Genomic DNA, 11,493 nt, shown 5'->3' with positions numbered 1-11,493 from the left:
GTTAGTTACGATCATTTTGGCCATTGGCCCCAAACTACCTGCATAAAATACAGTTAGTCCACCCCTCGCGCCGCTGAAAGAGCACCACCGCTATGGCCTCGCTCAACGAGTGCCTCTCCGGCTTGTGCTTGACCACCGTCTTGCGACGCCAAACACGGCGCGCCGGGAGTCAAGCACGGCGCGGAAAGCCCGTGGTGCTGTGCTGCATAGTCATTGGGTCAACCCACCCCTCGCGCCGCTGAAAGAGCATCACCGCTAGGGCCTCGCTCAACGAGTGCCTCTCCCGGCTTGTGCTTGGCCACCGTCTTGTGACGCCAAACACTGCGGCGCCGGGAGACGCGTACGGTGCGGAAAGCCCGTGGTGCTGTGCTACATAGTCAGTGGTCAACCCGCCCCCCGAGCCGGATCTACTTAATCAGGCCGCTCCTGGTCCGCACGTTCCCGGATGACCCGCAGCGGATTCCCGGCCACGAAGCTGTACGGAGCCACATCCTTGTGCACGACCGACCCTGCGCCGACAACGGCATGATCACCGATCGTCACCCCAGGAAGAATGGTCGTATTTGCTCCGATCATGACATTGGAGCCAATCCGCACTTCCCCCAAGCGGTATTCATGAATCAAATATTCGTGGGCCAGTATCGTGCTGTTATATCCAATAATGGTATTGTTTCCGACATGAATTTTCTCGGGAAAGAACACATCGACCATCACCATAAGAGCGAACGAAGTATGCTCTCCGACCTTCATTCCCAGCACATGGCGGTATATCCAATTCTTCATGCGCAAAGAAGGCAAGTACCGCGAAATTTGTATAAATACAAAGTTCCGTACCGCCTTCCACTTGCTGACCGTACTATAGACTTGCCATAATGCGTTAGGGCCTTCCGTAGGATATCTCTTTACATTTCTCAAGACCGATCCCTCTTTGCTGTTAATTCCAGCAGATCTCTGATGTCGTCCAGCATATAATCCGGCTCGAACCGGTTCAGAAATTCCTTGCCCTTGATCGACCAAGCGACCCCGGCCGCACGGATTCCGGCGTTCTGTGCCGCCTGGATATCATACTGGCTGTCGCCAACCATCAGCGTGCTGTCCGGATCGGCGTCCAGCTTGCGCATCGCCAGCTTTATTCCTTCCGGATCGGGTTTGGCCTTCGTTACGTCATCCAACGTCACAACAACCTGCATATACTGTTCCAGATCGAACAGCTTCAGCCCTTTGACAGCCGTATCCCTCATCTTCGTTGTCACAACACCCATACGGATTCCTTCGTTGTGCAGTTGATCAAGCACTTCCTTGACGTAAGGAAATTCCGTAGTCATCTCATCATGCTTCGCCATATTAAATTCACGGTACTTGTCCACCAAATGATCGACCTGTTCAAGGCCGCTGAACAGCTTCATTTGTTTACCGAGCGGCTCGCCGAAGTAAGGAATAATCTGCTCGCGTGTAACAGGCTGCTCGCTTATTCCCTCCAGCGCGTGAAAAAAAGAAGCAAGAATCAGCTCATTCGTGTTGATTATAGTCCCGTCCAAATCGAACAAAATCGTTTTAATCATGGTTAGCTCCTTATAAGGTTTCAAAACAAGCCCGGTCATTGACTAAACCTGCGGCTCAAGCCGGAATTTAGTAATTCGCTGAGAAAACGGTCATCCACTAGCCAAGCCCAAACGAACCTTGCCGGGGGAGGCATCATTAACATGTCATACATGCTCCTCCCGGATGTCCGTTACCAGCATTTCGCTAGGATTGGACAGCGCTTTGAGGCTTGCTGGATTCGATGGGGTCGGAATATCTGACCTCCGCCAGCTTGGCCTTCCTTCTATAGAAAATCAGAACGAAGCCTGCAATAATTAAAAATATCGCCAGCAGTTGGGAAATTCGAACGTTTCCGTAAGCCATTGCGCCCTGCTCGAACAAGAGATTCATCGGCGACCACAGAATGTTAATTAATGATACGAGCCATTCCGGACCATTGAACGCCAAGCTGTCCGTCCTAACCGCCTCAATGAAGAAGCGTCCTAATGAATACCACATCAGATAGGAGATAAACAGCTCTCCCGCTCTCATAAACGGCCTCCGGCGGAGCCAGAACAGAAGCAGCAGGCCGGCCAGATTCCATAGAGATTCATACAAGAATGTAGGATGGTAATAAACCCCGTTAATATTCATCTGATTAACAATAAAGTTCGGTAGGTGAAGAGTGTTTCTTAGAAATTCTTCAGTAACCGGCCCGCCATGAGCCTCCTGATTCATGAAATTTCCCCAACGGCCGATCATCTGCCCGGCTATCAGACTGGGAGCACAAATATCCGCAATGCGCCAGAAGTTGTACCCTTTCGCCCTGACATAGAAAAAGGCCCCGATGACCGCCCCGATGAGCGCCCCATATATGGCGATTCCGCCTTCCCAAATTTTAAAAACATCAAGAAAGTTATCCTTGTAGTCGTCCCACTTAAATGCAACGTAATAAGCCCGCGCTCCGACAATCGCTGCCGGTACGCCGATAAGCAGCAGATCCAGGAAAAAATCGGGGTTCAGCTTGAATCTTTTCCCTTCTTGAACGGCCAGCAATAAGCCTATAAGAGCACCCGTTCCAATAATGATTCCGTACCAATTAACACTTATCGGGCCCAAGGAGAAAGCAACCGGGTTAAGTTTTAACAGCAAGGGCGTATCCCCCTTCTCTTAAGAAAATATCAATCCATATTGTCCATCTCTTCGTTCATCGTTTCCGTCAGACGGTTCGTAAATTGCAGTGCGGCGTTGTAGCCCATTCTCTTCAACCGGTAATTCATCGCCGCTACCTCAATAATGACCGCCAGGTTTCGGCCCGGACGGACCGGTATCGTGACGAGAGGAACATCGGTATCAATGATTCGTGTCGTCTCTTCATCCAAGCCCAAACGGTCGTACTGCTTATCCTGCTGCCATGTTTCCAGCTTGCAAACCATCGATATTTTCGTATTGTCGCGAATGGCCCCCGCTCCGAATAAAGTCATCACGTTAATGATTCCGACACCGCGAATTTCAAGCAGGTGCTTGATAAGGTCGGGCGCATTGCCAATCAGAATATTTTCCGCCGTTTGCCGAATCTCCACCGCATCGTCGGCAATCAACCGATGTCCGCGCTTGACCAGCTCGAGGGCGGTTTCGCTCTTGCCTATACCGCTGCTTCCGGTAATTAGGACCCCTATGCTGTATACATCAATCAGAACCCCGTGGATGGTCGTCGACGGGGCGAGCTTCCCTTCAAGAAACCCGGTAATCTTGCTAATCAGCGTTGTCGTGGTCTGCTTGCTACGCAGCACCGGAATTTGCTTCTTGGAAGCTTCCTCGATCAATTCCACCGGTACCGCCAAATCTCTGGAAATACAGATACAAGGGGATTGATTGGCACAGAGTCTCTCCATCCGATCCTTGCGTTCCTCTTCGGACAAGGTTTGGAAAAAAGTCAGCTCGGTCTTTCCTAATATCTGCACCCTTTCATGAGGGTGATAGGCAAAATAGCCGGCCATCTCCAGGCCGGGTCGATATAAATCGGCAACGGAAATCACTCTCTTAAGTCCTTCCTCGCCGCATATGACTTCCATACGAAAATGCCGGACCAGGTCGGAGACCTTTATTTTTTTCGGCACGCTTCCCCACTCCTTAGTTTTCCAATAGTAATATCGTAAAGGAAATGCTCTTTGAAATCAACCGTCCCTGAAATACGGGATGTGACATTACTCCACAAAGTGAAGCATACCCTTCGAGCATATTCCGGGTACTTTGCGGGAGCCCGGAACTTACAAACACAGAAAAAGGCCGGCAAAAGCCGGCCCGAACTTACCACTGTCGATTACTTCGAGAAGATCGACAATGTGGTTTCTTTATCAAAGAAATGCACTTTATTCATATCAAAAGCAAGCTTAACCGTGCTTCCTTCCTTCACACCGGAACGTCCGTCTACACGGGCGATGATGGTGTCCTGACCAAGACCCGAAATGTACAGATACATTTCATGTCCGAGGTTCTCCGCTACCTCGATATTAGCGTCTACGATTGTATTCGGAGAAGCTTCCAGGAAGACAGGCTCTTCGTGAAGATCTTCCGGACGGATTCCAAGAACGAGTTCTTTGCCTACGTATCCTTTTTCCTTCAGAACATTGGCTTTGCCTACAGGAATTTCAACATTGATTCCTTGGGCTTTGAAATACATGCTGCCGCCTTGCTCAGACAATGTTCCGCTGATAAAGTTCATGGAAGGCGATCCGATGAACCCGGCAACGAACATATTCACCGGATGGTTATAAATTTCGTCCGGAGTCGCAGCTTGCTGAATGACTCCCTGCTCCATAACGACGATCCGTTGTCCCATCGTCATAGCCTCTGTCTGGTCGTGCGTTACGTAGATAACGGTCGTACCAAGACGCTTGTGAAGCTTGCTGATTTCCGCACGCATCTGTACACGAAGCTTGGCATCCAAGTTGGAAAGCGGTTCGTCCATCAAGAAGACTTGAGGCTCACGAACGATTGCGCGTCCGAGGGCAACACGCTGACGCTGTCCACCGGAGAGAGCCTTCGGTTTACGATCCAGAAGATGCTCAATATCGAGAATTTTAGCGGCTGCGCGCACTCTTTCGTCGATGTCGGCTTTCTTGAATTTACGCAATTTCAAACCGAAAGCCATGTTCTGATATACGTTCATGTGAGGGTAAAGGGCATAGGACTGGAAAACCATCGCGATATCGCGGTCTTTAGGAGCTACGTCGTTAACCAGGCGGTCTCCGATATAGAGTTCTCCTTCTGTAATTTCTTCCAATCCGGCGATCATACGAAGAGTCGTAGATTTCCCGCAACCAGACCCGCCTACGAGAACGATAAATTCTTTATCCTTGATATCAAGATGGAAATCCTTAACGGTAGGTTCATCGTTACCGGGATATTTCTTAACGATATGATGTAAACGTACTCCTGCCATATGCTCATTCCCCCTACAAAATTTAAGTTTAAGATTTATAAGTCGTATTAGTGATATGACTATATCTTATACCAGCCGGCTATTAAAAGACTATGCACAATATCTACAAAAAAATTATTTTCTTTTCGTAACTTTATACAATAGCAAGGCAATGCGCACTTGAACGGCATCGCGAAAATTGCGGACATCCAGACCTGTCTCCTGCTTAAACTTGTCCAGCCGGTATAACAGAGTATTGCGGTGAATATACAGCTTTTTGGCGGTTTCACTGACGTTGCAGTCGAGCGAAAAGAACGTTTCCAACGCGGCAAGGGTGTCGGAATCCGGAGGGGCATCCGCCTTGAATATTTGCTGGATAAACTCGGACATATCGCCAGCCGGGATTTCATTCAACAGTTTTTCCAAATAAAGGTCCCAGGGAAAATGGATAGGATCTCCCAGTTGATAGATTTTCCCGAGCTCCATCGTCTCTCTCAATCCAATAACGGTGGAGAGCAGTGATTGTGCCGGAATGATGGGATATTGAACCGCCAGGTGGGTTTCCCCCATCCATTCGTTAGCCAGCATCTCATGCAACCCCGAGCATATGGAGCCCAGTGCCTCCTTCAGACTCTCCGCATCCTCCCGGCTCTCCTCCCCGCTTGCTTCCAGCAGCTCTACCGGGCCAAGAATGATCCATTCCTTCTCAAGCAGCGGAATAACGATCAGCTCTGCATCGAAGAAAGAAACGAGCAGCTTCTCCAGCTCCTCCGTCTGCAGAGACAGACGGGAAGCGGAGTAATCCCCATGCAGTAAAAAGGGGATCTTCTCCTCGTGTAAATGAAACGCTTCCGCCAATTCTTCCGGGACATCCGCTTCGACTACCCCAATCCGGAGCTGATCGAGCAGCCATTCCTTGATCGCTGCCTTCGGTTCCTTAAGGGCAGCCCCCGTTCCTTCGGCGGCTTCTTTACTATGGCTCAACCGGAACGATTCCAGAATCAGCTCCACTAATTTCCTTTCGGTTTCCGTCATACTCCGACCCACGGAAATAAGCTCGACTTCATCTTCATCGCCTTCCAACAGAAAAAGCATTTCCCCGTCTTGTATAGCGCTTGTATTTCCCGTACTTCCGGCCAACAGGTTCCAATCCTCTGTCGCCATGAATTTAATCCGCAACGGCTTGTCCAGTATAGGCTCCAGCTTGTCCTTAACCCGTTCCCATTTCATGAACCTGCTCCTAATTCTGTATGTAGTTTCCTATCTCACTTAATGATAACGAATGAACGGCGGGAAGAAAACCCTTTCGATAAAAATAGGCATGAGCCAAGATATATATCCGGCCCGGATAATCAACGGATAGCGAGCAATAGAACAATGGATAAGAGGGAGAACACAGCCCCGATCAAATAAAGGAAAGAGACCGTCTGAATTTGACTGAGACCCCATTTCATTAAAGCGTGGTGGGTATGGAGCTTATCGGCTCTATGCAGTCCCCGGCGCTCCTTAAATCTTCTGGCGAACACGATTAGCGTATCGAGGATAGGCACACCCAAAGCGAGGAAAGGAACAAGTATTGACACGACAGTCGCGCTTTTGAACGCGCCGTGCAAGGCAATGACCGCCAAGGTGTAACCCAGAAATACAGCCCCGGCATCACCCAGAAATATTTTGGCAGGGTAGAAGTTGTAGGCTAGAAAGGCTATGCAGGAACCGGCCAGAATGGCGGCCAGAACAGCCGAATCGGGCTGCTGCATGAGCAAGGAAACAATAAGCAGCGTTAAAGAAGAGATAGTTGTTATGCCTGCTGCCAAACCATCGACCCCGTCGATAAAGTTGATCATATTTGTAATGCCGAATACCCAGGCTATTGTGGCGAACCCTGCGAGCCAATCCGGGAATAGAAGCATTCCTTCCCCGATAATATCCGTAATGCCGATCATTTGAATTCCGAACCATAGAGGAACCGTGGAGGCCGCTATATAAATCAGCAAACGGGGCCATACCGGAAATTCCTTCCCCCGTGCCTTGAACCCATCATCTAGTAAACCGGTCGCCAGCAGCAGCGTCCCCCCGATCAAGATCGTCTTCGTCAGGTCCGTCCATCCGCTAAAAAGAAGCATCGGCAGCAGGCAGCCGCCATAGATGGCAATGCCGCCCATCAGCGGAGTGGGAGCGGCATGGGTTTTCCTAGAGGTGGGCCGATCCAGGAAATTCAGCCGTCTTGCCCATTGTCCGAGTGGCGGGACGGCCGCGAGCACTATGACGAAGCTGACTAAGAAAGGCACAATCATGTTCATCTGCGTTGGCTCCTCTCGGGTGCTGTCGCTTGTTTTAGGCTAACCTAAAACAGATTCCATCATACGCTTACCGGCTGGATGGTTTTGCTGTGAACGGGAAATAATTGGACTAACCAATAGATAAAGGAGGGGCTACTATTTACACCATTCCTTATGGCAAAGGTGAGGTTACCTTCCATCTCCCGAATCAGGCCCGTCCGGATTGGCTCTTATATGGCCGGCATCAGGAAGGAGAGGACGGGCAGAACCTGCTTCTAACTGAAGCTTCTTCCGGGGAATTGATTAAGCGCGCCCTCCGCAACCCTATAGGAACCTTGTCCTTGGCGGAATTAGCCGCAGAACGAGAGCGAGCGGTCATTGTCATTAGCGACATGACCCGCTTATGTCCAAGCCACCTTTTCCTCGAGCCGCTTTTGAACGAGCTTAATGCAGGAGGGATGCCCGACTCCTCCGTTACAGTCATTGTTGCTTTAGGGATTCATAGGAAGCAAACTGAGGATGAGCTTCGCGCTCTCGTTGGCGACCGGGTGTTCCACAGAGTTCGGGTAGTGAACCATTCCCCTGCGGAAGAAGATTGCATTCCGGTAGGAACGACCAGCATTGGCACACCGATTGAAATAAACCGTCTGGTGGTCGAAGCCGATTTGCGGATTCTTACCGGGAATATCGAACCTCACCGATTGGCAGGGATGTCGGGTGGCGCGAAGGCCCTGCTTCCCGGGGTAGCCTCCAGACGCTGTATAGAAGCCAACCATGCCCTCTCTCAGTCGGCCCAAACGGTACCCGGATCGCCGGATAATCAGATCCGCCGAGACATGGAAGAGGCCTTGTCGCTTGTCCCGGTTCACTTTCTTTTTAACGTTATTTGTAATCATAAGAAAGAAATGATTGCGGCCTTTGCGGGAGACGTTATAGATGCCCACCGGGCGGGAGTGCTTCACGCCAAGAAAATTTTTTGCATTCCCTCCGACAAGAATTACGATCTGGTCATTGCTTCCCCGGGGGGACATCCCAAAGACATTCAGCTGTATCAAGCATTGAAAACATTGCAGAATGCCTCCGCCTTTACGCGAAAGGGAGGAACGATCCTCCTGATTGCCCGCTGTGAGGAAATCTATGGGGACGACACATTCCAATACTGGGTGGAGAATTTCCCCGATCGGGAGCAAGCTGTCCAAAAGCTGGAGAAATCATTCGTGCTTGGCGCACACAAGCTGACGTATCTGAATCCGATTATTCAGAATCACCGGGTCTGCCTATACTCCTCGGTGCCTCCTGAAGTGTGCGAAAGACTTGGCTTCCTTCCGGTGCCGGACCTGCAATCCACTTTAGATAAACTGATCTCTTCCCATTCGGATACTGTGGCCATCCTTCCTTACGGAGCCATTACATTCGCCCGGGAAGCCCCGTGACTATTTGAGGCAGAAGAAGGAAATATGCATTACGGGTTCTCAAATTTGACGCATTATCGGCTTCCGACAATATCTACAATTTTGCGGTTTCCAGATTAATACGAAAGGTGGATTTGACTATGTACCACTGGGTCGGCTGGCCGCTGGACCGGCTATTGATTTTGTTCGTAGCTTTAGCCTTTCTGCTCATCGGCCTGCAAGTCACCATGTCGCATTACCGGCAAAATTTTCACCATAAAGCCATGTGGTCACCTGTCGTTGTATCTCCGCTAATTTTCCTCTCAGGATTAGGGCTGGCCGTTTATCCGTCCGCCTTCTTCCATTATCTTTTTGTCTTTCTATTGTTTGCAGGGGTACTTACCGGAATGGCCGGATTTTATTTTCATTATAGAGGGGTTGGCGTTCGTGTGGGAGGATATGCTTCCCGAAACTTCCTGATGGGGCCCCCTGTCGTCCTGCCGGTTGTATTTCTCGCCATGAGTGCTCTCGGGCTGATTGCCGTGTACTGGAGGTGAAGCGGGTGACATCGCAATCTCATTATCCGACCTACGACGTTATGAGGGAAAAGGAGCACTGGGACAAGCATACGCGCGCCATTGTTGAGGATAGACTTGACCCGGAGCCTGAATATCGTTACCTCAGCCTGCCGGAGGCAGAGACCTTGAGGGCGGTCTGCTCCATACTGGCCGGCGATTATCGGAATGAACCGATTCGCTTCGTGCTGTCTCATATAGACCGGCACCTTCACTCCAATATTGGAGAAGGTCAGCGGAAGCAGGGAGTTCCCCCCGTCAGAATTTTGATTAAACAAGCGATCCAGGCATTCGACTTTATGGCTATGTCGCGTTGGCAAACCCCCTTCCACCAATTGAAGGAAGACCAGCAGCGGCAAATTATGATCGAGCTTAGCGAAAATCGGGCCGACCCTCCCTATGTGTGGACCGGATTGCCGCAAACCGAAGTTTTCAATAAGCTGCTGACTCTGACAGTGGAAGCTTATTATTCCCATCCACTCATCTGGTCGGAAATCGGTTACGGAGGCCCGGCCTATCCTCGAGGGTACATACGCACCGCCATCGGGCAGCTCGATCCTTGGGAGGCAGAGAAAGAACGATGATCCAGCGAAAATATGCAGATGAAGAAGTTGATGTCGTCATTGTTGGGGCAGGGGCGGCCGGCGGAGTGCTGGCCAAAGAGTTAAGCGAGGCGGGAATGAGCGTCGTCGTGCTCGATGCAGGGCCGATGCGGGACCCGCAGCGGGATTTTGCGAGCGATGAGCTCTCTATGCAAAATTTAGGCTGGCAGGAGACAAGACTGGTGGATGGCTGCCATCCGCTGCAAATGGGACATAACAATTCCGGACGAGGCATCGGCGGGGGAACGGTTCATTTCACCGGGGTTTTCCTGCGCTTCCATGAATCGGACTTTCGAACGCGAACCGTGGACGGAGTGGGGGAGGATTGGCCTATAAGCTATTCGGATCTGGAACCTTATTACAGCAAAATTGAAAAAGATATTGCCGTTTCCGGCCCGAATTATTTTCCGTGGGGCAGCTTTCACGGGCCTTATCCTTATCCGGAGCGGGATCCGCTTAGCCCTAACGCTTATCTTTTTCAACAAGGCTGCAGCAAGCTGGGCATCGAAAGTGTTGTCGCTCCTTTAGCTATCCTTTCGGTCCCCTTCGAAGACCGGCCTCCTTGCATTAATCGCGGATTCTGTAATCAGGGATGTATGCCGAATGCCAAATTCAGCACCTTGATTGTTCATATCCCGAAGGCAATTAAGGCCGGGGCAGAGGTGCTTGCAGATTGCCGGGTCACACAAATTACGATGAACCATGACGGGCGGGCCAGAGGAGTCGTCTTCGTTCATGACGGTAAGACCTACGAGCAGAGGGCCAAACTGGTTATCCTTGCCGCCTTTGTCGTCGAGACCCCAAGACTGCTGCTCCATTCGGCCACCCCCCAATTTCCGGATGGATTGGCGAATCGGAGCGGATGGGTGGGCAAAGCGATTATGCCGCACAGCAGCCATGATGTTTACGCCCTTTTCGATGAAGAAGTCCGTCTGTACAAAGGAACTCCCGTACTGGCGACAACCCAGCACTATTATGCAACGGACCGCGACAGAGGTTTTGCCCGGGGCTATTCATTGCATGCGCACGGCGCTAGACCGGTCAGCTTTGCCAAAGGGATATCCGGATCTTTGGAAGGCCCCGTATGGGGAGACAGGCTGCGACAAGCCGCATTAGAATACAATTATTATGGAAGGGTGACGATGGTTGGAGAGGTGCTGCCGCATGAGGGTAACCGGGTAACTTTATCCGATGAGAAGGATGAATACGGAGTCCCGCGGGCGAAAGTTTCTTTTAGCTATGGTCACAACGATTTAGCCATGATTGAACACGCTGTGGATTCGATGAAGTCGATCTTGAAAGCGGCCGGCGGCCAGATTCGCTTTGTTGTCCCGGATACCGCCCATCTCATGGGGGGCTGCAGAATGGGAAATGATCCGGAAACGTCGGTAGTCAACTCCTATGGGCAAACTCACGATATACCCAATCTGTATATTTGTGACGCCAGCATTTTCGTGACTTCCAGTGGGGCTAATCCCACCAATACCGTCATGGCTCTTGCCGCACGGACCGCTGAACATCTGATCAATAGAGCCAAAAGGTTAGATTGATTTGATTCGATTCGCAGGTTATATTTTGACAACGAAAAAAGAGGCCGTATGGCCTCTTGTTCTTGGTCTAAGTAAATGGTGAGCCATGGAGGACTCGAACCTCCGACACCCTGATTAAAAGTCAGGTGCTCTACCGACTGAGCTAATGGCT

Annotated in this window: 11 protein-coding genes; 4 read left to right on the top strand and 7 right to left on the bottom strand. The window is 50.7% G+C overall.

The window, feature by feature from the left end; translation table 11 throughout:
• Window positions 1-411: 411 nt before the first annotated feature.
• The 7 genes from ACTHRH_RS18795 to ACTHRH_RS18765 all read right to left on the bottom strand — a co-directional run bounded on the left by ACTHRH_RS18795 (window position 412) and on the right by ACTHRH_RS18765 (window position 7,245).
• Window positions 412-915 (bottom strand): acyltransferase, encoded by a 504-nt coding sequence (locus ACTHRH_RS18795; protein ID WP_144940669.1) that lies wholly within the window; start codon window positions 913-915, stop codon window positions 412-414.
• On the bottom strand, window positions 912-1,562 hold the full coding sequence (ppaX, locus tag ACTHRH_RS18790) for a pyrophosphatase PpaX (protein ID WP_150960602.1): 651 nt from the start codon (window positions 1,560-1,562) through the stop codon (window positions 912-914). Before ppaX ends, ACTHRH_RS18795 begins: the two co-directional genes overlap by 4 nt.
• Before the next feature lie 184 nt (window positions 1,563-1,746).
• A complete protein-coding gene (gene lgt / locus ACTHRH_RS18785; protein ID WP_150960601.1) occupies window positions 1,747-2,673 on the bottom strand; it encodes a prolipoprotein diacylglyceryl transferase in 927 nt (308 codons plus the stop codon).
• 29 nt (window positions 2,674-2,702) lie between these two features.
• Window positions 2,703-3,641: an HPr(Ser) kinase/phosphatase gene (gene hprK, locus ACTHRH_RS18780; RefSeq protein WP_144940675.1), complete on the bottom strand. Its 939-nt coding sequence runs from the start codon at window positions 3,639-3,641 to the stop codon at window positions 2,703-2,705.
• A gap of 203 nt (window positions 3,642-3,844) precedes the next feature.
• Window positions 3,845-4,966, bottom strand: coding sequence for an ABC transporter ATP-binding protein (locus tag ACTHRH_RS18775; RefSeq protein WP_144940677.1), 1,122 nt, complete (start codon window positions 4,964-4,966; stop codon window positions 3,845-3,847).
• A gap of 114 nt (window positions 4,967-5,080) precedes the next feature.
• Complete coding sequence (locus tag ACTHRH_RS18770; protein WP_144940679.1) at window positions 5,081-6,175, bottom strand: PucR family transcriptional regulator; 1,095 nt, start codon at window positions 6,173-6,175, stop codon at window positions 5,081-5,083.
• Between the two features lie 122 nt (window positions 6,176-6,297).
• Window positions 6,298-7,245: an MraY family glycosyltransferase gene (locus tag ACTHRH_RS18765; protein ID WP_144940681.1), complete on the bottom strand. Its 948-nt coding sequence runs from the start codon at window positions 7,243-7,245 to the stop codon at window positions 6,298-6,300.
• 116 nt (window positions 7,246-7,361) lie between these two features.
• Between ACTHRH_RS18765 and larA the strand changes: the two genes are divergently transcribed.
• From larA to ACTHRH_RS18745, 4 genes are all read left to right on the top strand, one after another.
• On the top strand, window positions 7,362-8,657 hold the full coding sequence (larA, locus tag ACTHRH_RS18760) for a nickel-dependent lactate racemase (protein WP_440417069.1): 1,296 nt from the start codon (window positions 7,362-7,364) through the stop codon (window positions 8,655-8,657).
• Window positions 8,658-8,776: 119 nt separating this feature from the next.
• Complete coding sequence (locus ACTHRH_RS18755) at window positions 8,777-9,172, top strand: hypothetical protein (RefSeq protein ID WP_144940684.1); 396 nt, start codon at window positions 8,777-8,779, stop codon at window positions 9,170-9,172.
• A 5-nt stretch (window positions 9,173-9,177) separates the two neighbouring features.
• Window positions 9,178-9,774: a gluconate 2-dehydrogenase subunit 3 family protein gene (locus tag ACTHRH_RS18750; protein ID WP_379290856.1), complete on the top strand. Its 597-nt coding sequence runs from the start codon at window positions 9,178-9,180 to the stop codon at window positions 9,772-9,774.
• Window positions 9,771-11,342, top strand: coding sequence for a GMC family oxidoreductase (locus tag ACTHRH_RS18745; RefSeq protein WP_144940685.1), 1,572 nt, complete (start codon window positions 9,771-9,773; stop codon window positions 11,340-11,342). The genes ACTHRH_RS18750 and ACTHRH_RS18745 overlap by 4 nt, the downstream gene beginning before the upstream one ends.
• The last annotated feature ends 151 nt before the right edge of the window (window positions 11,343-11,493 follow it).

This window comes from Paenibacillus sp. SAFN-117 (assembly GCF_051966115.1).
Classification (GTDB): domain Bacteria; phylum Bacillota; class Bacilli; order Paenibacillales; family NBRC-103111; genus Paenibacillus_L; species Paenibacillus_L residui.
This window is presented reverse-complemented; position numbering and strand designations above follow the sequence as displayed.

Coding starts and splice junctions, on each gene's coding strand:
- ACTHRH_RS18770 (WP_144940679.1), bottom strand. CDS start 6,175: ATGAAATGGGAACGGGTTAAGGACAAGCTGGAGCCTATACTGGACAAG.
- ACTHRH_RS18755 (WP_144940684.1), top strand. CDS start 8,777: ATGTACCACTGGGTCGGCTGGCCGCTGGACCGGCTATTGATTTTGTTC.
- ppaX (WP_150960602.1), bottom strand. CDS start 1,562: ATGATTAAAACGATTTTGTTCGATTTGGACGGGACTATAATCAACACG.
- ACTHRH_RS18765 (WP_144940681.1), bottom strand. CDS start 7,245: ATGAACATGATTGTGCCTTTCTTAGTCAGCTTCGTCATAGTGCTCGCG.
- ACTHRH_RS18775 (WP_144940677.1), bottom strand. CDS start 4,966: ATGGCAGGAGTACGTTTACATCATATCGTTAAGAAATATCCCGGTAAC.
- ACTHRH_RS18745 (WP_144940685.1), top strand. CDS start 9,771: ATGATCCAGCGAAAATATGCAGATGAAGAAGTTGATGTCGTCATTGTT.